This is a genomic window from Buttiauxella sp. BIGb0552 (genome assembly GCF_004366275.1).
In the GTDB taxonomy this organism is placed as follows: domain Bacteria; phylum Pseudomonadota; class Gammaproteobacteria; order Enterobacterales; family Enterobacteriaceae; genus Buttiauxella; species Buttiauxella gaviniae.
The window spans coordinates 1-24,802 of sequence record NZ_SODY01000001.1 but is presented as its reverse complement, the minus strand read 5'-3'; the positions used below and the strand labels follow the sequence as shown (position 1 = coordinate 24,802).

Below are 24,802 nucleotides of genomic sequence, written 5' to 3'. Positions count from 1 at the left end.
AAAAGCGTGCCAGCGATGGCACGCTTTTTTACCACGTTTTACGACTACTTCAGGTATTCGCCGTTACGCAGCGCTTCAATGCGTTTATCCAACGGTGGGTGAGTCATGAACAATTCACTCATAGACTTCGCCTTACCATTGATACAAAACGCCATCATGCTGCTAGCTTCTTGCGGTTCATAGCTGGTTTTCAGGCGCTGCAGTGCGGCAATCATTTTTTCACGACCGACCAATTTTGCAGATCCGGCATCAGCATGGAATTCACGGTGACGTGAGAACCACATTGTGATGATGCTCGCCAGAATACCAAATACCAGTTCCAGAACAGTCGCAATGGCAAAATAGACAAACGGGTTGCCGTTGTTGCTCTCACCTTCATCCCGATTACCAGACAAGAAGCCAGAAGCGACTTGCGCGATGATACGAGAAATAAAGATTACGAAGGTGTTCACTACGCCCTGAATCAGCGTCATGGTTACCATGTCGCCATTCGCGATATGGCTGATTTCGTGTGCGATAACCGCTTCTGCTTCATCACGGCTCATGTTCTGCAGAAGACCGGTGCTAACAGCAACAAGCGATGCATTACGACGAGCGCCGGTGGCAAACGCATTAATATCTGGCGCATGGTAAATAGCCACCTGCGGCATGGCGATACCCGCTTGCTGAGACTGTTGGCGCACTGTTTCCATCAGCCAGTGCTCTGTTTCATTGCGCGGTTGCTCAATCACTTCCCCGCCCACTGAACGCAATGCCATCCATTTGGACATCAGTAATGAGATGATTGAACCACCAAAGCCAAACAACACCGCCATGATCATCAGACCCTGCACGCTGCTCGACTGGATCCCCGTCAGGCTTAGCACTAGCCCGAAAACGACCATGACTGCAAGGTTGGTCAACAGGAAAAGCCCGATACGCATCATAATTTTCTTTTTACCTCGGTTAAAAATACGCATTCTGCGTTACCCCACATCGTAGGGGCAAGCTTGCTATTTTCAAGCATTCATCGTTGCCAAGTGGTTAATAATACATAACTTTACATTTAAGAAGAGGTTGATTTACGCGGCTTGATAGAGGTAAAAAAAACGGGCACAAAATTTTGTGCCCGTTGGAGGAGTTACTTAGCAGGAGCGGGTTGCTCAGCTGGTTTATCTTGCTGCATTTTTGCAAAATCCAGCGCGATATGAACCGTTTCATCGAGATAAGGATCAGGTTCCTGATAATCCTTCGGCAGGTCGTCGAGTTTCTTCAACGGCGCTTTTCCTTCTCGTTTATAGCGGTCATTAATCCGCTCCAGACGCGTAGCATCATCTTCCTGGTTCTCTTTCTCGCGCTGAGCAAGATTCAGGGAAACAATATTGCGCTTATCTTTCAGGGCATTGAAGCGAGCAATATCCTTCATGATGTACTGGAACTCAGGATCGGCTGCTATTCTATCCTGGTGCAGTTTAAGCAATTGCGGCTCAAACTGAGTCAGATCGCCTGACTTAACGTAAGTAGCGGCGTTGATGCTATCCCAAGGGAGCGCATTATCTTCAAACTTCTCGCCAGTCTCAGTCTCTTCAGTACCGGTAGGCATCATGATGTCTGGCGTTACACCTTTACGCTGAGTACTTCCGCCATTAATGCGGTAGAACTTCTGGATGGTGTATTGCACAGAACCAAGCGCAGGCCACTCCGGACGCAGCATCTGATCATAGATACGATTCAAAGAACGGTACTGTTGAACAGTGCCTTTACCGAAGGTAGGCTCACCCACAATTAGCGCACGCCCATAGTCTTGCATTGCTGCTGCAAAGATTTCAGAAGCCGAAGCACTAAAGCGGTCAACCATCACCACCAGCGGACCTTTGTAGTAGACAACGCCGTCAGTATCGCTATCTTCACGCACTTTACCGTTGTTATCACGTACCTGAACAACTGGGCCACTTGGGATAAACAGGCCAGAAAGTGAGACAGCCTCGGTCAATGCACCGCCACCGTTCGAGCGTAAATCGATGATCACGCCTTTCACGTTCTGTTTTTCCATCTTCTGAAGCTGGACTTTGACATCATCTGTCAGACCAACGTAGAAGCCTGGGATATCCAGCACACCCACTTTATCTTTACCGACCGTTTTAATCGTCAATTTGACGGCGCGATCTTCAAGACGAATGCGTTCACGGGTTAAGGTAACCACACGTGTTTTAGTACCCTTACCTGCCGGTAAGATTTCCAGGCGAACCTTGCTACCTTTAGGCCCTTTGATCAGCGCAACGACATCGTCAAGACGCCAGCCAATCACATCAACCATAGGTTTCCCTGTTTGGCCGACACCAACAATACGGTCACCAACGGTAATCGTTTTGCTTTTCGCAGCAGGACCACCCGCTACCATCGAGTTGATAACCGTGTAGTCATCGTCCATTTGCAGCACAGCACCAATACCTTCCAGAGATAAACTCATTTCGGTATTGAATTGTTCTGTGTTGCGTGGCGATAAGTAATTGGTATGCGGGTCGATTTCGTGGGCAAAGGCTGTCATCGCAAGAGAGAAAACATCTTCGCTATTGGATTGAGCCAGACGGCGAATGGCGAACTGATAACGCTTGGTCAGCGTTTCACGAATTTCCTGATCGGTCTTACCGGTCAGCTTCAGGCTCAGTTCGTCAAATTTAACTTTACTGTCCCACAGGGAATTTAACTCTGTAACGTTTGCAGGCCACGGCGATTTGCTGCGGTCAACATTAAAGGTATCGTTACCCGTGAAATTCATAGGTTTTTCCAGCACCTTCAACGCGTATTGATAACGTTCAAAACGACGTTGTTGGGCCAGATTGTAGAGATCGTAAAATACGTCCAGTTTGCCGGTGCGCAATTCATCGCCAATCTGTTTTTTCCGCGACACAAACTGCTCAACGTCACTGGCTAGCAGCACGTTGTGGCTATAGTCGAGGAGGTTTAGATAGCGATCGAAAATTTTTGCGGAAAAATTTTCATCCAGGTCAAACTGACGATAGTGCGAGCGAGTGAAGCGTGAAGTTACACGCTCACTCACCGTTGCATGCTGTGTCTCTTCCTTTAACTGCGGGATTTGAGAAGCTTGCGTGATATTTTCGACGGCCAGTGCGCTACCTGCAAGAAACAACAGACTAGCGACAGCCGTACGCTTAAAGAATTTGTTCATGCCCGGGTCTGGCCTCCGTTTCAGAACTGCAAGTGTTCTGCGCGTACGATCATTGCCATACCAGAAGTCAGCTGTACACGGACGCCATCTTTGGTAATTTCCAGTACTGTGGCATCCATCGCGTTATTACCCGCTTTGACTTTGATTGCCTGACCCACCTGCAAAGCAGAAATGTCTGTAACCGGAGTGCGTTTTTCTTCACGCGGAGCTTGCGGCGCCGGTTTTTCTACACGAGGTTTACGTTCTGTAGCTTCTGGACGACGCGGAGCAGGACGAGGCTTGCGTTCGCGACGAGGTTTATCGGTAACGGTTTCGCCGTTAGCAATAGCCGCTTCACGTTTTTTCGCTTGCTGCTCTGCACGCTGTGCCTGAACACGAGCTTTTGCTTCTTCAAGCTGCTTGCGAGCATGCTCTACGTGCTGCTCATCGAGTTCACCACAAGGGTTACCGTCGAGATCAACACGGATTGCGCCGACTTTGATACCGTACAGGTAACGCCAACTTGAAGTATAAAGACGTAACGCGGAGCGAAGTTGAGTTTTACTGAGACTCATCTCCCCTTCAACGCGCGCGACCAAATCCTGGAAGATACCAATCTTCAGGGGGCGGGCTTCACCTTCAGCGCTAAAGCACTGTGGGAAACGCTCTGCCAAAAAGGCGATGACTTCTTTGCTACTATTCAACTTAGGTTGATTTTCCATGAAATTTCCTGATTACAACGGAGTTGCCAACAATCCGCAGGCATGAACAGGCGACATTATAATGACGCTATCAGCAAATGCCACGTTATCCGTTGTTTATCATGCTAACGAGTGAAGAATTTTTTAAAATCCGTGTCGGCAAGCGTCAGCGAAAGCTGCGTCACCAGTTGAGATAAGCCGAGTTGGTCTTCAGGTGTGAAGCGCCCAAACTCCGTGCTATCAATGTCCAGAACACCTATTAGCTCGCCATTTACCGTAAGTGGCAGGACAATTTCGGAGTTGCTGGCAGCGTCACAAGCGATGTGACCATCAAAAGCATGCACATCTTCGACGCGCTGGATGCTTTTAGTGGAAGCCGCAGTACCGCAAACACCTTTTCCTACCGGGATACGAACGCAAGCAATCTTGCCCTGGAAAGGTCCCAGAACCAGAGTCTCGTCTTCTAATAGGTAAAAGCCTGCCCAGTTAACGCAGTCGAGACGTTCGAACAGCAACGCGCTGGTATTTGCCAACGTCGCCAAAAAACTTGTTTCACCTGCCATTAACGCACTGAAATCGCGGTTCAAGTCCGCGTAAAATTGTTCTTTGTTCATTGATTAACCATAGTATGTTGTCTTACTCAACTGCATAGCATAGTAAAATAAGCATTAAATGCCTTATGCCACAAGGTGTATCATTCAATGAATTACTATACGCTTAACGAATATTTCATAACCCATTGAGATACCCCATGCGCCAGCGGTATTCCCAGTTTACGATGACACATGAAAATACACGCCATTAGCCATGCTGTACCGCAGGCACGTTATCAGCGTTGCCCCCAATGCGATACACTTTTCTCGTTACCGTCGGTTAAATCCTCGCAGAGCGCGTATTGCCCACGCTGCGATGCCAAAGTTTACCATGGACGCGACTGGTCACTTACTCGTCTGGCGGCAATGGCAATTGCCATGCTACTGCTTATGCCTGTCGCTTTTTCCGAGCCTCTGGTACGCATCTATTTACTGGGTACGCGAATAGATGCCAACTTGTTCCAGGGCATATGGCAGATGACTAGCCAGGGTGATCCCCTGACAGCCGCAATGGTGTTGTTCTGTGCTGTGGGTGCGCCAGCAACATTAGTTGCCGCAATTGCTTACCTCTACTTTGGTAATATTCTTGGGATGAATTTACGCCCGGTCTTACTCATGCTTGATAAACTCAAAGAATGGGTAATGTTAGATATTTACCTGGTCGCTATCGGTGTGGCCTGCATCAAAGTCAGAGAGTTTGCATTTATCCAACCGGGCGTAGGTCTCGTGGCGTTTATTGCATTAGTGGTGCTGAGCCTGTTGACGCTAATTCACCTAAATGTAGAACAGCTATGGGCTCGCTTTTATCCACAGCGACCTCCTCGAGCGTGGGGTCCCCAGTTACGAGTTTGCCTGGGCTGCCATTTCACAGGAGTGCCTGACAGCCGTGGGCGTTGCCCTCGTTGCCATGTGCCATTAAGAGCACGTCGTCGCCACAGCTTACAAAAATCATGGGCAGCATTAATCGGTTCGTTAATTTTCCTACTGCCGGCCAACCTACTGCCAATTTCGATTCTTTACGTCAATGGTTCGCGTCAGGAAGATACTATTCTTTCCGGCATTATCTCTCTAGCTAGCAGTAATGTTGCCGTCGCCGCAGTGGTTTTCATTGCCAGTATCCTGGTGCCATTCACCAAGGTTATCGTGCTGATTTCACTGCTGGTAAGCATTCATTTCAAATGCGAGCGAGGACTTAGAACGCGAATTTTGCTGCTACGCTTTATTACCTGGATTGGCCGCTGGTCAATTTTAGATCTCTTTGTTATTTCGCTAACGATGTCGCTGGTTAACCGCGATCAATTACTGGCATTTACTATGGGACCGGCTGCGTTTTATTTTGGCGCAGCGGTTATTTTAACTATTCTTGCAGTCGAATGGCTGGATAGCCGACTACTTTGGGACGCACATGAGTCAGGAAATGCCCGCTTCACCGACTGAAGCGCGAATTAAAACAAAACGCCGAATTTCGCCCTTCTGGTTACTGCCAATTATCGCCTTGATGATTGCCAGTTGGCTCATCTGGACAACCTGGGAAGAGCGCGGCACCACAGCGACTATTGATTTTATTTCAGCCGACGGCATTGTTGCCGGGCGCACACCTGTACGCTATCAGGGTGTTGAAGTAGGCACGGTGCAAAGCATCAGCCTAAGTAAAGACCTGCGCAAAATTGAAGTTAAAGTCAGCGTCAAAAGCGATATGAAAGACGCACTGCGTGAAGATACTCAGTTCTGGCTGGTGACACCGAAAGCTTCGCTGGCTGGGGTTTCTGGGCTAGATGCGTTGGTAGGCGGTAACTATATCGGCATGATGCCAGGTAAAGGCAAGCCGCAGGAGCATTTTACCGCGCTGGATACCCAACCGAAATATCGCCTAAATAACGGCGAGTTGATGATTCATCTCCATGCTCCTGACTTAGGTTCGCTTAACAGTGGATCGCTAGTTTATTACCGCAAAATTCCGGTAGGCCGAGTGTATGACTACACCATCAACAACAATAAGCAGGGCGTCACTATTGACGTGCTTATTGATCGCCGCTTCACCCAACTGGTGAAGAAAGGCAGCCGTTTCTGGAACGTATCCGGGGTAAAAGCCAACGTAAGTCTTTCCGGCGCACAAGTTCAGCTAGAAAGCCTGGCGGCGTTGGTCAACGGCGCTATCGCCTTTGACTCACCTGAAAACTCAGCCGAAGCCAAAGCTGATGATGAGTTTGGCCTGTATGAAGATCTAGCGCATAGCCAGCGTGGCGTAATCATCGATCTTGATTTGCCGAGCGGACAAGGTTTAAACGCCGGTTCAACCGCGCTGATGTATCAAGGGCTTGAAGTCGGAACGCTGACAAAACTAAACCTCAATCCAGGCAGCACGGTAACCGGTCAAATGACGGTGGACCCAAGCGTTGTCAATTTGATGCGGAGCGGAACACGCATTGAATTGCGCAGCCCTAAGATTTCCCTCAGCAACCCGAATATCAGCAGTCTGTTAACGGGAAGTACTTTTGAATTGGTGCCCGGTGAAGGTGAACCGCAAAATCATTTTGTGGTTTTCCCAAGCGATAAAACTCTCTTGCAGCAACCTGATGTTCTGACCCTGAACCTCACGGCACCGGAAAGTTATGGCATTGATGCAGGCCAGCCGATTATTTTGCATGGCGTGCAGGTAGGGCAGATTCTTGAACGCAAATTGTCGGCAAAAGGCGTCACCTTCTCCGCAGCTATTGATCCTGAATATCGCCATTTGATTCAGGGCGACAGCAAATTCGTCGTCAACAGCCGTATTGATGTAAAGCTGGGTATCGATGGCGTTGAATTCCTGGGCGCCAGCGCCAGCGAATGGGTCAACGGCGGTGTCAGGGTCATTCCAGGTAACAAAGGCGCTATGAAAGATAGCTATCCACTCTACGCCAACCTTGAAAAGGCGGTGGAAAACAGCCTGAGCGACCTACCAACGACCACATTAACGTTAACCGCGGCCAGCCTGCCAGATATTCAGACCGGCTCAGTGGTGCTTTATCGTAAATTCCAGGTCGGTGAAATTATCAGCGTGCGTCCACGAGCGAATAGTTTTGATATCGACGTCAACGTTAAACCGGAATATCGCAGTCTGCTTACCGCCAACAGCGTCTTCTGGGCTGAAGGTGGCGCACGCGTGCAACTTAACGGTAGCGGCCTGACGGTTCAGGCTTCACCGCTTTCACGCGCCTTAAAAGGGGCAATCAGTTTCGACAACTTAAGTGGCGCAAGCGTCGGCCTGAAAAAAGGTGATAAGCGGATACTTTACGCCTCTGAAACCGCCGCCCGTGCCGTTGGCAGCCAGATTACCTTGCACACCTTTGACGCAGGTAAGCTTTCCGCAGGTATGCCAATCCGTTATCTGGGTATTAACATCGGCCAGCTTGAGTCGCTGAATCTGACAGCTTCACGCAGTGAAGTAGAAGCCAAAGCGGTACTCTACCCTGAGTTTGTAGAGACATTTGCTCGCAGCGGCACACGCTTCTCTGTTGTCACCCCGAAAATTTCGGCCTCTGGCGTGGATAATCTCGATACTATCCTCCAGCCTTATATCAACGTTGAACCCGGCCGCGGCGCAGCACGTCGTGACTTTGAATTGCAGGAAGCCTCTATTACCGACTCTCGCTATTCAGACGGTCTGAACATCGTTGTAGAAGTGACTGAAGCGGGCGCACTAAACATCGGTACGCCAGTACTATTCCGCGGCATCGAAGTGGGTACGGTGACCGGGTTAACCCTCGGCAACCTCTCTGACCGCGTGATGGTCGGCCTGCGTATCAGCAAGCGCTTCCAGCATCTGGTGCGTGATAGCTCAGTATTCTGGCTGGCCTCTGGTTATAGTCTCGATTTCGGTCTGACGGGTGGTGTAGTGAAAACCGGCACCTTCAACCAGTTCATCCGCGGTGGTATCGCCTTCGCCACGCCGCCTGGTACACCACTGGCACCGAAAGCAGAAACGGGTAAACACTTCCTGTTAGAGCAAAGTGAGCCTAAAGAGTGGCGTCAATGGGGCACCGCACTGCCTCGCTAATACTTTCGCCCCGGTGTCTCACCGGGGCGTTTGTGTTACCATCGCTCCTTCATTTTTTTCTGGACTTCCTTAGTGGCTCACTCTCACACCGCCTTTCTCCCGCAAGCTTTTCTTGATGTTATTCGTGATGCACTCCCGGCAGATCAAACTCTCGAGAGCTTTATCGAGTATTGCCAACGCCCATTGCGTCGCAGCTTGCGTGTAAATACCCTCAAGATTTCGGTCAACGATTTTCTTGCGCTTGTCGCCTCTTATGACTGGCATCTGACACCGATTCCGTGGTGCGCAGAAGGGTTCTGGATTGAACGAGATGATGAAGAAAGCCTGCCGTTGGGTAGTACTGCCGAACATTTAAGTGGTCTGTTCTACATTCAGGAAGCCAGTTCAATGTTACCCGTTACGGCATTGTTTGCTGACGGCAATCAACCGGACCGGATTATGGATGTCGCGGCGGCACCTGGTTCCAAAACCACGCAAATTGCTGCGCGTATGGGCAATCATGGCGCTATCCTTGCCAATGAATATTCCGCTAGTCGGGTAAAAGTGCTACACGCTAACATCAGCCGCTGTGGTATCAGCAACGTCGCGTTGACGCATTTTGATGGCCGGGTGTTTGGTGCTGCGCTACCGGAGTGTTTCGATGCAATTTTGCTGGACGCCCCGTGCTCAGGTGAAGGTGTGGTGCGTAAAGATCCTGACGCCCTGCGCAACTGGACGCCAGAAAGCACTGCGAGCATTGCCGATACGCAGCGTGAGCTGATTGCCAGTGCTTTTCATGCGCTGCGCCCCGGCGGTACGTTGATCTATTCCACCTGCACTTTAAACCGTGAAGAGAATCAGAAAATTTGCCAGTGGTTACTGGATGAGTGGCCTGATGCAGTTGAAATCGCCCCGCTTGACGATCTGTTCCCAGAGGCGAATAAAGCTATTACCGCCGAAGGTTACCTGCATGTTTTCCCGCAAATTTACGATTGCGAAGGATTCTTTGTTGCTCGTCTGCGCAAAACTGCATCCGTAGAAGCGCTCCCGGCCCCCGGTTACAAAGTGGGGAAATTCCCGTTTGTACCAATGCACGGAAAACAAGCTGCGGAAGTAACCGCTGCTGCAAAACAGTCTGGGATCGCCTGGCAAGCTGACCAACAACTTTGGTTGAGAGATAAAGAAATCTGGCTATTTCCCAAAGAGATTATTCCGCTATTTGGCCAGGTTCGTTTTTCACGTATTGGTTTGCGCCTTGCTGAGCAATACAACAAAGGTTACCGCTGGCAGCATGAAGCCGTCATAGCCCTGGTGCCTGGTGATTCACCGCTAGGATTTGCGCTTACTGAATTTGAAGCGGACGAGTGGTATCACGGTCGCGATATTTACCCCGATGTATCACCCGCGCTAAATGAGGTTGTTGTGACATACCAGGGGCAACCTCTTGGTCTGGCAAGAAAAGTTGGATCTCGCCTGAAAAATAGCTATCCGCGTGAATTGGTTCGCGACGGAAAACTGTTTGCCGCCAGGGGCTGATGCGTAAAAAAAATAGTCGCCATGTAGTTTGCAGTTTTTGTACGTTTGTCTACGCTCTACTGTGGGAGGCCTTACTGGTCATACCACATGTACCCAGACCCAAGGAGAGCGAGATGACGAAAACTTGCGTACGAATAGGCATCTTCGAAATTGATGATGCTGAATTACATGGCGAGCAGCAAGGGGACCGCACGTTGAGCATCCCTTGTAAATCCGACCCGGACCTGTGCATGCAACTTGATGCCTGGGATGATGAAACAAGCATTCCCGCCGTCCTTGATGGCGAACATTCAGTCCTCTACCGTCAACATTACGACCAAAAATCTGATGCCTGGGTCATGCGCCTTGCATAACTCAAAGTGACCCGTCGCCCAGACGGGTTAATTAATTGACACTGATTACCCTCTTCTCGTGACTTCCCCTACAATTAAGCCAAACGGTGCAACTCAAAGGCAATCATGTTTGCGTTGGTTTTATTTGTTTGCTACCTGGACGGCGGCTGCGAAGATATTGTGGTAGATGTCTTTAATACTGAACAGCAGTGCCTGTTCGCTATGGATGAGCAGCGGATACGCTACGGTGGCTGTTTCCCGGTGGAAGATTTTATTGATAGTTTCTGGCGCCCGGCGCAAGAATACAGCTCGTTGTAGTGTTACTGAACCTGCACCATAGTCAGCTTATTACCAAACACCGCGCCGGTATCAATATAATATTGATTATGAAAATGACTCACTTCTTTGAGCGGCGTGTGCCCGAAGTAAAACTCATCAGCTCCGTCGATATCCTCGCCTCGTCCCTGTAAATTCTTATTAAGCCGATCCCTGCTCCAGACCAGTAAATGTTCATCGACGGGCTGATTCCAACTGTAATGTGCTGAAGGGTAGTCTGCATGAGCAATAACCAGCGTCTTGTCGTGTGTATGAAGTTCAATCACCAACGGCAAATCGCGGCACTGTAATAAGGCTAGCTGCACATTATGTTGACGCTGTTCTGGCAATTCCCGATACCAATCACCACCGTTCATCTGCCAGAGGATCCCCTCACCTTCGTCAAGCGCCTCTAAAGCCATCGCTTCATGGTTGCCCTTTACTGCTTTGAACCACTTACTACCGAGCAGTGCCAGGCATCCTGGGCTGTTTGCACCGCGATCGATAAGATCACCCACCGAGATAAGTAAATCCTGATGATAGTCAAAATGATGAAGTTTAAGCTGGCTAATTAATTCAGAGAGACAGCCGTGTAAATCACCAACAATAAACACATGCCGCCACTCTTCGCCGTCAATTCTCTGATACATACCGCCCCCACTTTGTTTATTTATTGCTCAATTATAAACCAGTGGGCAGTAATGGTTAGCGGGCAGAACGAATGAACATTTTGATTTGCTTGCCGTGGTATTCAACAAAATGCTGGAACTGGAAACCAAATCGCTCAGCCAGATGGATGGAACGCAGGTTGTCATCATCAATAATGCAACAAACTGGTGTCGTAAACTCACGGTCAGCCCATTGCAGAATCGCGTTTAGCGCTTCGCTGGCATAGCCTTTACCGTGAACAGCTGGAATCAGTGACCATCCTGCTTCTGGAAGTTCAAGCGCTGGAGTTAACTCACGTTGTGCGTCCTGAAAACCAAACGAACCAATATAACGCTCAGTCTCTTTTTCAAAGACAGCCCAGTAGCCGTAACCCAGCGCCTGCCAATGACCGATGTAACGCAGCAATCTTCCCCAAGTCATTTCCGGGCCTTGCGGTTGTCCACCACCAATAAATCTCACCATTTCTGGGTCCGCCCAACAGGCAGCTAATGCCGGAAAATCATCCAGCGTAAAATGGCGGAGAATTAGACGTTCAGTTTCCAGGCGAGGCGCTGCATTAACCATGCTCATATCCTTCAAACGTATTATTGGCGTACGATTTTTTACTTATTTTGCCGCCATACGGCTTGAGACACAATCAGCACACTGCGTTCGTGGGAGTTGAAGGAAAAGCGAGTCAGCGTTACAAATAGAAAAGGCTGCATAAATGCAGCCTTTAGAGAGGTGATACGAGTTGTCTGGTAAATACTACGCTTCTTAAAGCGATGAAATATGGCTTACGCCCCAAGGGAATGTGGTCATTAAACCTACCACGAACCCACCAGTTTACTTTTGAGGATCAGTTTCAAAACTATCTGGCACCTCCGTTTCACTCTGGAACTAAAGCTAATCTAGCAGCCTTAACATTGTAAAAGTAACGGCAAATTCACAGTTTTGCCATTTTCTCATCAAATAAATCTGGATTAACGCGTGAGTAGTGCTCAAATTTTGCCGCTCAGCCGCTCGTGGAAGTCGCTGCTGCGTAAATCGAGACCGACAATTTGTACTTTGCTTTCATAGCGTTGATAGCGGGTTTCGATAGCATCAAGCACGGCAACTGTCGATACATCCCAAATTTGGGCCTGCGACAAATCAATAATCACGTTTTGCGGATCGTCGGCATACTGGAAATGTTCAACCAAATCGTTGCTACTGGCAAAAAACAACGGCCCGGTTACCGTATATCTTACGGATTGCCCGTCTTCAGCTAATGTTCTTTCTGCGCGTACCACGTGGGCAATTCGGCGAGCAAACAAGATCATCGCAAAAACCACCCCACCGACGACACCCAATGCCAGGTTTCCGGTCGCAACGGTCACTGCGACAGTACTCACCATCACTAAAGTTTCCGGAATGGGAATTCTTTTTAAGGTAGCGGGTTTAACACTGTGCCAGTTGAGCGTTTTCACCGCCACAATCACCATAATTCCGGCTAAAACCACCATTGGAATTTTTGCCATCAGTTCACTTAAACCGGTGACTAACAGCAACAGCACTAAGCCAGCAGCAATTGTCGAGATACGCGTACGCCCCTTGCCAAGTTCCACATTGACCATGGTCTGGCCAATCATAGCGCAGCCGGCAATACCACCGTAAAAACCGGCGAAGATGTTAGATACTCCCAACCCCCAACATTCACGACGTTTACTCGATGGTGTGTCAGTCAGCTCATCAACGAGTTTGGCGGTTAACAACGACTCCATTAAGCCAACGAAGGCAATGCTCAAAGCGCAAGGCCAGATAATTCGTAAAGTATCCAGGTTCAAAGGCACCAACAACTCTGTCATTCCTGGTAATCCAGCAGCCATTGGCCCCGCCTCACCCACTGTTGGTACAGATAACCCCATCCCAATGCATGCGGCTGTAATCACAATAATCGCCACCAACGGCGACGGAACCATTTTAAATACCTGAGGGAGAAACAGCACTATTGCCAGGGTGAGCGCAAACAGCCCCCAGATCAGCGGGTTATCCCCCCAAATATGCGGCACCTGCGCAAAGAAAATGAGAATGCCCAACGCGTTCACAAACCCGGTCATCACCGACAGCGGTATATAGCGCATCATACGAGCAAGACCAGTGATACCGAATAAAATCTGGATTAACCCTGCCAGCAACACCGCCGGGAAAATATATTCAACACCATGCAGATGCACCATTGGACCGATAACTAATGCTACTGAGCCAGCAGCAGCTGTCACCATTGCAGGGCGCCCACCAAGCAGTGACATGGATAAACAAAGCACAATAGAGGCGACGAGGCTGACTTTCGGGTCAACACCAGCGATTACTGAGAATGAAATGATTTCAGGTACGAGTGCCAATGCCGTTACCACTCCCGCAAGGGATTCGCGAGCGAGCAAACGAGGGCTACGCAAAACCGAGGCGAGAGAGTTTTCCCGACGATGTGTTTCAGTTTGAGTTGTGGTCATAGTTTTGTCTTTGCAGGTTTGTCGTTATTAGTTGAAGCGACCTTCAGGTCGGGCGTGATTGTACAGAGAGGATAGTATGGATGCTAATTAATGTGATCCCTATCTCAGACCTATCCTCTGAGCAAACAAGGGTTTTCATGTGGACGATTTCAGGGAGATGAATATTGAGGCATACCACAAAGATTGATATTAATGGCTATTATTGGAAAGACAATTATTAGTAAACCAACATAAAAGCAATTACAATACCGCCGATATTTTCGAAATATATAATTTTACTTTAGCCATTTTAATTAATGGAGGCTTACTTTTGTTTAGTCATTTGACTTATTGTAAAATGATTGGTTCTTTTCTGTTGGCTGCTATGATATTTTTTTGCAGCAATGCTGTTGCCGATCCTGTTCTTAATAAAGTACTTAGCACGCATAGTATTACCTTGGCTTGGGTGGGTAGTTCCAAGCCTATTTCCTGGGAGCTAAATGGAAAACCGACGGGTATGGCGGTGGATATCTGCCAGGGTGTTGTCGATAGTATAAAAAAACGCTACAACACAAATATAAATATACAATGGGTAGAAATTTCTTCAGCTGCGCGCTTTGAATATATAATTCATCATAAAGCAGACATTCTCTGTGCCATTGCCGGAAATACAGCGCAGCGTAATAAATTTGTTAATTTTTCAAAGCCATGGTTTTTTACACGGACAAATTTTCTGGCTAAAAAATCGCAGCATATAAATAGCCTGGAGATGCTCTCGGGACGGACCGTGGGTGCTATTAGTGGCGGAACATCTGCATTATTACTCTCTGCAATGAACCAAAACATTAACTATTCGATCTCAGTTAAGCTGATGAGAAGTTTCGATGAAGGATTTGATTTACTAGAACAAGGGCACATCTCGGCATTTGTCACTGATGACATTATCATACATAGCAAGTTAGCTGAAATGGCTGACAGAGATGACTATCAAATGAGTACCGAAGGATTTGGTGACGTAATACCCTATGGAATGGTGATAGCTAAGGATGCAGATGAAATAGAGCCCATCATCAATGAAGAGTTAAAAAACCTGTTTATCTCAAAACGATTTGATGAGTTATATAATAAATGGTTTATGTCCCCTATTTCCCCTACTGGTGAAAACATGAGGCAACCCATGTCAAAAGACCTCATCAAAGAAAAAAATAGCTATCTACCTGCAACAGAAACTCCAACTACAGATTAAAAATGAGCAGAGAAATATTAAAAGAATGTAAGCATCTCCTCAAAACTACTCACTTCATTTTAGAATGATAAATAATCAATAATTGAAGCGCAGTCAGAAAACATAGCAAATACATAAATATTGGCAGGGCATTCCGTGGGTGTAATAAGTTGTGGGACTGCCGCATTAATGATGCAAAAAACTGAATCAAGACTACATGTATTCGCGGGAAATACACAAACCTGGAAAACTGAGAGCAATATCAGATGAATACGGAAGATTTAAGTGATGATAATTCATCAAAGTTGTGATTCTGATACTGTTCCCACTGAAGTGATATTTTCAATATAAAGCTCAGTAAGTTAATGGATTCTGACATCAGGTGAACAGAAGCTTTTGAAGAGTGTTTTGATTTTTTTTGGCTTAAACAGTCCCATCTTCACCCAGAAAAATGCTCGAAAAGTATTTGGATTCATCCAAAAAGAAGTTTATGTTGTTATGAGTCTGTTACGGGGTTTACGTCAGTTCCAATAGGGAAAGTTGAAATTTTTTCGTGAACATCCAGACAGTGCATTGCCAAGTCTTTGTATATAAAAACATATAAAAAAGACCGAACACGATTCCCGTTCTCGCTCGAGCACAAATAAACCATTTAATTTCAATGATTTGCGTGATTTTATGCGCAAATTACGCTCAAAAACACATGCGAAAACATGCCCAAATAATCAAACACATATCATTTTTTTCGGGTAGGTTCGGGAAAATTTCGTTGGATTATCTACCCTAAGAAATCCGTCAAAATTTACAAAACACTGTAAAACCGCGTGAATACCTTCCTCGGTACCTTTTAACCTCTTTGTAATGTTTTTGCGCCCAATTGCATCTTTATTCGTTTTGAAAAACTCATACCTTTAGCGGCCATCTATACTTCAATTTTACCCAGGGGTGAACATGTGCGGTCGTTTTACTCAAATCCAGTCTCGTGATGATTACCTAGATTTTTTGGCTGAGAAAGTCGAGAGCGATATCGCTTACGATCCCGTGCCAATTGGTCGGTATAACGTCGCGCCAGGCGGCACTAAAGTTCTCCTGCTAAATAATCGCGACGATACCCTTCACCTCGATCCTGTTGTCTGGTCATACGCACCGGGTTGGTAGGATAAAGCACCGCTAATAAATGCCAGAGTAGAAACTGCGGCCACCAGCCGGATGTTTAAACCGTTGTGGAATCATGGCCGGGTGATCGTGTTTGCTGATGGTTGGTTTGAGTGGAAGAAGGAAGGAGACAAAAGCAGCCGTATTACATCTACAGGAAAGACAGGAAGCCACTCTACTTTGCCGCGATTGGCAAGCAGCCGTTTGATGCGGGGGATAATGCAGAGGGATTTTTGATTGTGACTGCTGCTGCTGATAAAGGTCTGGTCGATATTCACGACCGTAGACCTTTGGTATTTACGCCTAAAGCAGCACTGGAATGGCTGAATCCTGAAACTACAGGAGCACAGGCCAGCGAACTAGCCCATGATGCCGCAATTTCGGCAGAAAAATTTACCTGGCATCCTGTGACACGAGCTGTCGGGAATGTAAAAAATCAAGGTTCAGAGCTGATCAGGAATACTGACGACTGAACTTGACTGTCCCTTATCAGCGAGATGCGGACATACTCATGATCGTCTTGTGTCTAACCGCGCATATCAAAGCCGGATTTTTGAAAATCTCTAAATACTGGGGCAGTGAATCTTTTACTTGCTCCCCATTGACTAAAACAGGCGATATTTTTTAACGCCCATTTCTGACACTAAATCGCCCGCAGGAAGAACTACCATGAGCGAAAAGCGAAAGTTAGCCTCATGCGGACAGAATCAGTTTGACGAAAGATCTCTAAAAGTGAATGGTACGGGTGGCAGACATACTGACACTAAGCAGACGTAGCAAGCATTCCATTGCATGGATAAATAGGATGCACATCAGTTTGGATTTAGTTTCGCAATAATTTTCAAAAAGAACAAATAATAAACTATGCACGCCAAATAAAGAAATGACAGAATACAGAGATTAGATACGTCCTTCTTAATAAATCATGAATCATCTTTTTTTCGGAACTGCAGAATTTTTACTTTCAAAATTTTCGCAGTCACTTTTTGTTATAACGTAGGAAATATATTCTTTCTTATTAATATCCTTATGTACTAATTTCACATTAAAATCATCATCAATAATATTTCTAAAAAAACCTTTTTCACAAACTGATGGTAGAGTTTCGGCGAGTGTTTCTCTTTTCACCTTATCTGGCGCTTCACTAATCTCTTTGAGATCTTTCGGCTCCAGTGGTTTCGTCATTACCGTAGTAAGTACAATATCGTCTTCAACTCGGACAATGCTCTCGATATAATTTCCATCTTCAGCTTTATCCACACCGGATATTTCTTTATTAAGATCTTTAAGAATCATATCCATATGATCGTAGCGAGCTTGAGCCATCTTCAAAACCTGAACCATCAGGCTGTTTTTAGACTCTTCCTGTTGTCTGGGTTCAACTACTTGTTCCTGATAAAGTCTGCTACCCATCTTGCCAAATGCAATCAGCGCCACCAGCACGGTTACAATAATGTGCCAGGCTGAAACCTTACTTTCTTTTTTACCTTCCATAGCCTATCTCCTGATAAAATTCAGGGGTTAAATTATCATAATGCCCTACTCGCAAAAAACGTAATACTACACTTTAGGAATTTCCCTCTTACTCGCACGACTAAATAACTGTAATACCTCAGATAATCACCGAGCCTGAATAATTCAATTGCCAGACAATGATACTCTGTCCACCTAGATGACCGGATTGCGCTCCTGCTGCACATTCGCAATCGTCATCTTTACCTTTCCAATTATGACTACATCATCCAGCGCTTGGCTCTCTATCACGTCGCCATCATCTGTAATGGATGCGCTTCCCTGAATGCGCCCAAACTGGGAGAGTAGGAGATATAACAAATTTAACCTATCTGACCTTCACCACCAGCAAATCTGACCAGCGCGTCGTATATCGAGGTGAAAGCATGTCCCTTTTCATCTGCCACTGTTGCTGAATGCCCTGCCCTGCAAAATACAGCGCCCCTTTTATGAGAAAGCTTTTGGAAAGGAGTTCACCCAAAAACTGCTCGGACATAAGTCAGAAAAAATGGCCGAAAAGTACTTGGATGTGAGGGAGAAAATGTTTACATTGATTTAACAGGGCGAAAAGACCGGATATGGAATTTCGGAATGACCAACCTAAGCCCTTGTATTTAAAGACATATAAAAAAAGACCGAATACGATTCCTGTTTACTATCCATTGTCATTTTTCCATTTAAAATCAATTATATACCTAAACAATTCGCATTAAAATCACTCATCAACACTTACCATTGCGCCCTTTGGCGATCAAACACTTGCTATCTTTTTCGGATGCTCGACGGGATAATTTCGGATCGTATTTTGATCTCTTTTTTGCCTATGCTTTAAGTAAGCAAACTGGAGGTGGCTATGTGCGGACGCTTTACTCAAATCCAATCTCGCGATGACTATCTTGAATTTTTGGCTGAAGAAGTCGGGAAAGATATTGCTTACGATCCCGACCCTATTGGTCGATACAACGTCGCACCTGGCTCCAAGGTTCTCCTTCTAAATAATCGCGACGATACCTTTCACCTTGATCCCGTTGTCTGGTCATACGCACCAGGTTGGTGGAACAAACCACCACTAATTAACGCGCGGGTCGAAACAGCGGCCACCAGCCGGATGTTAAAGACGCTGTGGAATAATGGTCGGGCGATTGTGTTTGCTGATGGTTGGTATGAGTGGAAAAAGGATGGAGACAAAAAGCAGCCCTATTACATCTACAGGAAAGACAGGAAGCCACTTTTCTTCGCAGCTATTGGTAAGCAGCCGTTTGATACTGGGGATGAAGCAGAGGGATTTTTGATTGTGACTGCGGCAGCCGATAAAGGCCTGATTGATATTCACGACCGTAGGCCTTTAGTGTTTACGCCTGAAGCTATCCTAGAATGGATGAATCCGGAAACCAGCGGTGCACAAGCGAGTGAGCTGGCTCATGAGGCGGCTATACCGGCTAAAGAATTTACCTGGCATCCTGTAACTCGATCCGTGGGTAATGTGAAAAATCAGAGTAAAGGTTTGATCATAAAAATTGACCATTAGGCAGTGTGACGGGCACTGAGGCCCGTCACAGTATGATATTTACTGTAGCAGTCGTCTTTTTCTCATTCAACAAACTGCTGCACATCCGCTTCGTAAGCATTTTTAATGGCTTGCTGGCTAGAGTGGTCGTAATTCAGATATGCTAATAACAGATTTCCTTCGGAACGTTTCGTTTTATCGTAATGTTCTTCCAGTAATTCTAGTAATTCACAAGCTTCATCATTCGCGACAAAACCTGTTTTATAATCATTCACGTAAAGATAGCCTTTGTGATACCACAAGCTTGTCACTTTGCTCCATAAAACACGGAACTTGTCTGGCTCCCCACCTAAGCAAGTAATAGCATCGTGCCCTAACATAAATCCATTCTTCCCTGAGCCCCACAACGTAGTATCAAATAAGACGTTCCCCCTCAAACCATAAAGTGAATTGTCACTGCATGCTTGGTCAAAGTTTTTCCAGCGTTTTTTACTGGCATCATTTCTATCCGATTGCCATGAGGTGCTGGCATTTTTTCCGTCGCACAGATGTTCAGGAACGTAATCCACGAAGTCACTCATGGTGATTACGTGCTTCTGGCAATAGCTAAGAGTGATTTTTTTCAGGCAGTTGACATAGTCATCTCTGTCAATGATTGCGCCGTTGCCGCTGTGCTCCGGTAGTTCTTTACCCTGCTGTAGGGCTTCCAGCAGAGCTGCCGCCTGCTCTTTTTGCGAGACTTCAAGCTTGCTGAGGCTGGCATCCTCATAGCGTTTCAAACACCTTATGAGTGGCTGCTGGTGCTTGCTGAAAATCTCCCAATGATCTTTGCTTTTATCGACCGCGAGTTCCTTGTCGATATATTGCTTTGTCAGAAAGTTAATAAGGCTGCGGTCGTCTTTGACATCGGTAAATTTTTCATCACTGCGACGTTCTTCTTTATTGTCTGTCGCCGAGGCATTAGTTAAAGAATCTGTGATCTCTTTAAAGATACCCATGAATGGTTGAAAAAAACTCATTTAGTCTCACCACCCTGATTATTGTTGATTGTATTCAAAATTTGTTCAGCTTCAGCAATGTCCTGCTGCTGATATTCTATATTAGCTTCTGCATACAAATGTCTGATAAAGGTGTCAGTTTCAGTTTTCAGGGAATCAACCGACGCCGCCAGTGCGTTGCGTGAATCCTGCCAGTATCGGGTGATATCGGTTTCCACATTGCTTAACGTATTGCTGGATTCCAGCCCCTTAACAACTGATTTAGCGAGCGCTTTTTTCCAGTTTGAGAACAACCGATAAACCAGCAAACCGACGACTGCGGCAATGGCTACGCCCCATGCCACTGGGCCACCCGTGGCAGCAACCAGCGTCGGTAATGTCGTGACTGAACTGGTAATTCCCAGAGAAGTCAGTACGCCAGCCGCTTTACCAACTAAAATGTAAGCTCCTAAGTTGCTGGATATCGTTGCCACATAACCCGCCATCGCGCCGAAGCTGGTTAATCCGGCCATACCACCGACGAACGCGGAGTAAGCATCGAAGTCGGAGCTAGCGGAAAGGGAAATATCAGTATCCGGCATTCCTGCGTGGCTTGCGCCCTGGGCTGAGGGCACGATTTTCTGCCATGCCTGAACCACGCTTTCCACCTCAAGGCTGAACCTACGGGTGCTATCTTCCATCACACGACGAAATTTACTTTCGAAATGATTACCCAGCGCTTTATTAATAGCGCGTTTCGCTTCATCTTTATCTTCAAAGCGATTGTCGATGAAACGGTACATACTCTCTTCATTGCAAAGCGAATAGAAAATATCGCGGATGCGCTCGATATCTTCCTCAGCGTAGCGCGAGCACTGGTTACTGATTTCAGTAAAGCGAGCAATTAACGCGCCGGAACCTTCGCGAAATCGCGCATCCTGTTGAGCAATATCCTCCTTTTTCTCCTGAACAGAACGGCTACTCTGCTTTAACTCCTGTAGCGCTATTGCAATCCGATTTTGGATGCGTTTTTGGATGGTCTCAACCCGGTTGTTAATCAATGCTGTTCGATTGGCAAGGAGATAATTGATCACATCTAGCAGACGGGCATCAAAAGCCTCGCAATACTGGCTATTTTCGCGGAAGAAAGGCAACATTCTGCTGGACCAGACAGCGGCGTCGGGTCGTAGTAATTTCTGTGGATGAGCGGGATTATTTAACTGATGCTCCCATTCATCGTACAAAGTATCTGAAAATGATTTCGTCAGGTGATTCGCGGCAGTACGAAACGTTGCGTCATTTGCTTCGGCGGTGATTTGATCGTAACTGTGGGTTTTCAATATAATCAAATTCGCAAGCGGCTTGTCTCCTTCCAGAGGGACTTTATGCATTAAAATATTTTGTAAGAAATGTGGATCTTCGTCACGCATAAATTTGGTGGTAGCTGAGGCGAAGATAAGGCCATCCACCAGCGAAATCGCGCTCATAGCTTTGGCTTTATCATTAAGGATTTCTTCGCTGGAGCACCCCTCAATTTCATCATACATCTCGGGTTCGATTAATTGCCCGGGGGTATCAAGTAACCAGATGTTTTCCAAAATCGCGAAACTTTCAAATACCACGACCATATAAGCTTGTGGATTAAGGACGTTATCATTTTCATCTTTTTCGCCATAGGTTTTAATGAGCTCTTTGCCGCCGGAATCGATCAGGAAATCAGCTAACATATGCCGATCAAAAATCATATGCGGCTTGAAACCCGTTTTGAAAATAAAGACGGATTTATGCTTATCCAGATAATCAGGTTTATCCTGAGTATGCATCAGTAGTGTGACAAGGCAGGTCGCAGGTTGCCATTTCGCTGGGAGAATTTCGCTACCCAGAATATAGTTTAACAGCGTCGACTTTCCTGCATCCGAAGGACCCATCGCACTTAGGACGGGCTTGGCGTGAATATCTTTCAGATTGTCCTTAAGCTCGGAAATATCTTTAGTGATACTGCTGTTTTTAATAAATGGATTAGAGGTATTGGAAAGCGTGGAAATTGATTTTTCCAGGTACTGTATTAGTTCCTTTTTATTTCTCATCATATTCTCTTTTTGCTGTGTGTAGTTTTCATTTAAAGAGGATGTGTTTAACTGCGCCTGTAAACACTCAGAGATAAATTCCTGAATCTTTTCAGGTGCAACGATGCGAAGGTAGGCCAGAACAAGTTCTAAATTTTGCGAGAGTGGCGCCTGTTCAATACGAGAGACCTGCTTTTGGGTCAAAACACTTTCACCTGCCCGCTCAGCCACCTCCTGTTGGCTTAAACCCGATTTAACCCGCCACATTTTCAGCTTATCGTTCATTACAATGCCTACCATTTTCAGACCGGTACGTCTAAAATAGCAATGAGCAAGTAATAAATCCAGACGCATTGGTCTAAAAAATCAACTTTCCCGTTAGGTTATAATCGACTCTCCGGTAAGTCTTTGATAGTAATCGCGTATCAGAATGAAATGACAAATAGAAGAAACTTGTTATTAAGTGTTATCAAAAGTATTGAAAAAAATCTTAATGTTACTGTCGTCTGCTTACCATGAATTAACATGGTCCAGTGCAAGCAATGTCCGTTTCTGGTTGTATGTTCAAGCAAAGGATGCAACACACAGTGCAAAGCAGACGTTTTCATACCTAGCGAGCAGCTCAACCTATCGAACCTTCACCAATAACAAATCTGACCATCTCGTCGTATAGCGTGGTGAAAGCATGTCCCGCTTCATCTGCCACTGCTGCTGAATGCCCTGCCCTGCAAAATACAGCGCCCCTTTCCCATTCTTGTGGTTGAGATGGTCCAGCACTTCCATTAACGCTGCACTGTTTTGCCGCGGCGCGTTGTCGTCAAACAAATTGAGCTGCGCCACGCCCTGGCTGAAGAAGTCACCCAGCATAATTCCGGCTTTCTGGTATCGATATCCATCCTTCCAGATTTTATCGAGACAGCGCATTGCCGCCGCAATAATGTCGCGGGTGTCCTGCGTGGGTGTCATTAACTTCACGGCCCCCTGATTCCCGTAATAGGGCTCATTCAGCGCGAACGGTGATGTTTTGATGAATACCGAGATATATCGGCAGAACTGATGTTCAACGCGGAGTTTCTCCCCGGCACGCGCTGCGTAACTACAAATGGCCTGGCGCATTTGTTCGTATTCAGTCACCCGGTCACCGAATGAACGTGAGCAGACGATTTCCTGTTTGGTTGGTGCGAACTCTTCCAGGCCGAGACAAGGTTCGCCGCGTAGTTCACGAACGGTGCGCTCGAGTACTACGTTGAAGTGCTTCCGGATGAACCGGATATCCGTGTCAGCCAGCTGTAGAACCGTTTTAATTCCCATGGCTTCGAGCTTTTTGGAGATACGGCGGCCCACGCCCCAGACTTCATCAACCGGGAAATACGCCATCAGCTTGCGCTGTTTCTCTAAATTCGTCAGGTCCACCACACCACCCGTTTGGCGTTGCCATTTCTTTGCTGCATGGTTAGCGAGCTTGGCTAAAGTTTTGGTTTGCGCCACCCCAACGCCCACGGTCAGACGCGTACGCAGCAAGATGGTTTCCCGGATTTCCCTGCCAAAATCCTCAAGGTTGCGACAATTACGCACGCCAGTAAGGTCACAGAAAGCTTCATCAATGCTGTAAATTTCACAGCGTGGCGACATTTCTTCTAGTGTGGTCATCACCCGGTCAGACATATCGGCATACAACTCGTAATTGGAGCTGAAGCAGACAACACCGAACCTCCGGAACAACTCCTTTTGCTTGAAATACGGGTCACCCATTTTGACGCCAATGGCTTTCGCCTCTGCGCTCCGGGCAATAACACATCCATCGTTATTCGAGAGCACGACTACCGGCCTGCCCTGTAAATCAGGCCTGAATACCGTTTCACAACTGGCATAGAACGAATTGACATCCACCAGGGCAAACATGCTCAGCCCATCGATTTAATGACGAACGTGACCACGCCCAGAATGTTGAGCGTGCCCTCGCTGTCGATCAGTATTGGGGAATAAGCTTTGTTCATCGGGTTAAGCTGGACCGTCGGATAAAGCTGCAGGCGCTTAACCGTAAATTCACCGTCAACCGAGGCAATGACCACATCGTTATGCCTGGCGGTACGTGAACAATCAACTGACAGCAAGTCGCCGTCGCTAATCCCACCGTCAATCATTGAGTCACCCGACGCACGAACGAAATAAGTGCTGCTTGGGTGAGGTGCGATTAACTCACTAATATCTAAGCGCTCTTCTACATAGTCCTGCGCGGGGGACGGAAAACCACACTTCACCGGGTCGCTAAACAGCGGAATGGTAATAACTTCGCGAAGTAAGACGGGCTTGATAAGGTTCATATGATAGCCATAATTATCTACTGTGTATTTATACAGTATATCTATCGTTAAATCTGATCAAGCGAACCGGCTGAGTGGGCTGGCGAGGTTTTGAGCTAACGGGATTAAAGGGCTTTACTGATGAAGGGATTATGCACTGTGTAAATTTTTCAGGATTCTGGTTGGTTCGGATCAGTTTGTGCTTCCTCAGTCGCTTTGCGGGCGGCTTCCTCCAGGGCTTTTTGTGCGGCCTCTTGTGCCTGGTTATAAATGCTGTCATGTGGCATCTCGACAC

At 46.8% G+C, this 24,802-nt stretch carries 19 protein-coding genes and 2 pseudogenes; 8 read left to right on the top strand and 13 right to left on the bottom strand.

Annotated elements, in window-relative coordinates:
- Positions 1 to 44: 44 nt before the first annotated feature.
- The 4 genes from htpX to EDF88_RS00095 all read right to left on the bottom strand — a co-directional run bounded on the left by htpX (position 45) and on the right by EDF88_RS00095 (position 4,463).
- Positions 45 to 926: a protease HtpX gene (gene htpX, locus EDF88_RS00110; protein ID WP_134183195.1), complete on the bottom strand. Its 882-nt coding sequence runs from the start codon at positions 924 to 926 to the stop codon at positions 45 to 47.
- Between the two features lie 194 nt (positions 927 to 1,120).
- A complete protein-coding gene (gene prc, locus EDF88_RS00105) occupies positions 1,121 to 3,169 on the bottom strand; it encodes a carboxy terminal-processing peptidase (protein ID WP_064511869.1) in 2,049 nt (682 codons plus the stop codon).
- A gap of 20 nt (positions 3,170 to 3,189) precedes the next feature.
- A complete protein-coding gene (gene proQ / locus EDF88_RS00100) occupies positions 3,190 to 3,870 on the bottom strand; it encodes an RNA chaperone ProQ (RefSeq protein WP_034455172.1) in 681 nt (226 codons plus the stop codon).
- A 104-nt stretch (positions 3,871 to 3,974) separates the two neighbouring features.
- Positions 3,975 to 4,463, bottom strand: a complete 489-nt coding sequence (locus tag EDF88_RS00095) for a GAF domain-containing protein (RefSeq protein ID WP_134182080.1) — start codon at positions 4,461 to 4,463, stop codon at positions 3,975 to 3,977.
- A 171-nt stretch (positions 4,464 to 4,634) separates the two neighbouring features.
- Here EDF88_RS00095 and yebS point away from each other — a divergent pair, with 171 nt between their 5' ends.
- From yebS to EDF88_RS00070, 5 genes are all read left to right on the top strand, one after another.
- Positions 4,635 to 5,879, top strand: coding sequence for a membrane integrity lipid transport subunit YebS (gene yebS / locus EDF88_RS00090; RefSeq protein ID WP_064511871.1), 1,245 nt, complete (start codon positions 4,635 to 4,637; stop codon positions 5,877 to 5,879).
- Complete coding sequence (locus EDF88_RS00085; protein WP_064511872.1) at positions 5,848 to 8,481, top strand: PqiB family protein; 2,634 nt, start codon at positions 5,848 to 5,850, stop codon at positions 8,479 to 8,481. The genes yebS and EDF88_RS00085 overlap by 32 nt, the downstream gene beginning before the upstream one ends.
- 72 nt (positions 8,482 to 8,553) lie before the next feature.
- A complete protein-coding gene (gene rsmF, locus EDF88_RS00080) occupies positions 8,554 to 9,996 on the top strand; it encodes a 16S rRNA (cytosine(1407)-C(5))-methyltransferase RsmF (protein WP_134182078.1) in 1,443 nt (480 codons plus the stop codon).
- A 113-nt stretch (positions 9,997 to 10,109) separates the two neighbouring features.
- On the top strand, positions 10,110 to 10,349 hold the full coding sequence (locus EDF88_RS00075; RefSeq protein ID WP_134182076.1) for a YebV family protein: 240 nt from the start codon (positions 10,110 to 10,112) through the stop codon (positions 10,347 to 10,349).
- Between the two features lie 105 nt (positions 10,350 to 10,454).
- Positions 10,455 to 10,646, top strand: a complete 192-nt coding sequence (locus EDF88_RS00070; protein WP_064511919.1) for a YebW family protein — start codon at positions 10,455 to 10,457, stop codon at positions 10,644 to 10,646.
- Positions 10,647 to 10,648: 2 nt separating this feature from the next.
- On the opposite strand, the gene EDF88_RS00065 is transcribed toward EDF88_RS00070, so the two are convergent.
- From EDF88_RS00065 to EDF88_RS00055, 3 genes are all read right to left on the bottom strand, one after another.
- The gene (locus EDF88_RS00065) at positions 10,649 to 11,293 is read right to left on the bottom strand and encodes a metallophosphoesterase (RefSeq protein WP_064511920.1); all 645 of its coding nucleotides are present in this window, start codon (positions 11,291 to 11,293) and stop codon (positions 10,649 to 10,651) included.
- Between the two features lie 55 nt (positions 11,294 to 11,348).
- Positions 11,349 to 11,876 carry a GNAT family N-acetyltransferase gene (locus EDF88_RS00060; RefSeq protein WP_134182074.1) on the bottom strand — a complete coding sequence of 176 codons (528 nt, stop codon included), beginning with the start codon at positions 11,874 to 11,876 and terminating at the stop codon, positions 11,349 to 11,351.
- Between the two features lie 416 nt (positions 11,877 to 12,292).
- On the bottom strand, positions 12,293 to 13,783 hold the full coding sequence (locus EDF88_RS00055; RefSeq protein WP_134182072.1) for a SulP family inorganic anion transporter: 1,491 nt from the start codon (positions 13,781 to 13,783) through the stop codon (positions 12,293 to 12,295).
- A gap of 202 nt (positions 13,784 to 13,985) precedes the next feature.
- Here EDF88_RS00055 and EDF88_RS00050 point away from each other — a divergent pair, with 202 nt between their 5' ends.
- Together EDF88_RS00050 and EDF88_RS00045 are read left to right on the top strand one after the other, a co-directional pair.
- Entirely contained in the window at positions 13,986 to 15,008 is a 1,023-nt protein-coding gene (locus EDF88_RS00050; RefSeq protein WP_134182070.1) for a transporter substrate-binding domain-containing protein, read from the top strand.
- A gap of 930 nt (positions 15,009 to 15,938) precedes the next feature.
- Positions 15,939 to 16,615 (top strand): annotated as a pseudogene (locus EDF88_RS00045) (SOS response-associated peptidase family protein).
- 457 nt (positions 16,616 to 17,072) lie between these two features.
- Here EDF88_RS00045 and EDF88_RS00040 read toward each other — a convergent pair.
- Positions 17,073 to 17,636, bottom strand: a complete 564-nt coding sequence (locus EDF88_RS00040; RefSeq protein ID WP_134182068.1) for a hypothetical protein — start codon at positions 17,634 to 17,636, stop codon at positions 17,073 to 17,075.
- A gap of 346 nt (positions 17,637 to 17,982) precedes the next feature.
- Positions 17,983 to 18,102 (bottom strand): annotated as a pseudogene (locus tag EDF88_RS00035) (DUF4113 domain-containing protein); the annotation flags it as partial.
- A gap of 405 nt (positions 18,103 to 18,507) precedes the next feature.
- Here EDF88_RS00035 and EDF88_RS00025 point away from each other — a divergent pair.
- Positions 18,508 to 19,182: an SOS response-associated peptidase family protein gene (locus EDF88_RS00025; protein WP_134182064.1), complete on the top strand. Its 675-nt coding sequence runs from the start codon at positions 18,508 to 18,510 to the stop codon at positions 19,180 to 19,182.
- Positions 19,183 to 19,244: 62 nt separating this feature from the next.
- Here EDF88_RS00025 and EDF88_RS00020 read toward each other — a convergent pair whose 3' ends face one another.
- The 4 genes from EDF88_RS00020 to umuD all read right to left on the bottom strand — a co-directional run bounded on the left by EDF88_RS00020 (position 19,245) and on the right by umuD (position 24,528).
- Complete coding sequence (locus EDF88_RS00020; RefSeq protein WP_134182062.1) at positions 19,245 to 20,180, bottom strand: hypothetical protein; 936 nt, start codon at positions 20,178 to 20,180, stop codon at positions 19,245 to 19,247.
- Positions 20,177 to 22,558, bottom strand: coding sequence for a dynamin family protein (locus EDF88_RS00015; protein WP_243839561.1), 2,382 nt, complete (start codon positions 22,556 to 22,558; stop codon positions 20,177 to 20,179). The genes EDF88_RS00020 and EDF88_RS00015 overlap by 4 nt, the downstream gene beginning before the upstream one ends.
- Positions 22,559 to 22,831: 273 nt before the next feature.
- On the bottom strand, positions 22,832 to 24,106 hold the full coding sequence (locus tag EDF88_RS00010; RefSeq protein ID WP_134182060.1) for a Y-family DNA polymerase: 1,275 nt from the start codon (positions 24,104 to 24,106) through the stop codon (positions 22,832 to 22,834).
- Between the two features lie 2 nt (positions 24,107 to 24,108).
- Positions 24,109 to 24,528 (bottom strand): translesion error-prone DNA polymerase V autoproteolytic subunit, encoded by a 420-nt coding sequence (gene umuD, locus EDF88_RS00005; protein ID WP_134182058.1) that lies wholly within the window; start codon positions 24,526 to 24,528, stop codon positions 24,109 to 24,111.
- Positions 24,529 to 24,802 lie beyond the last annotated feature (274 nt).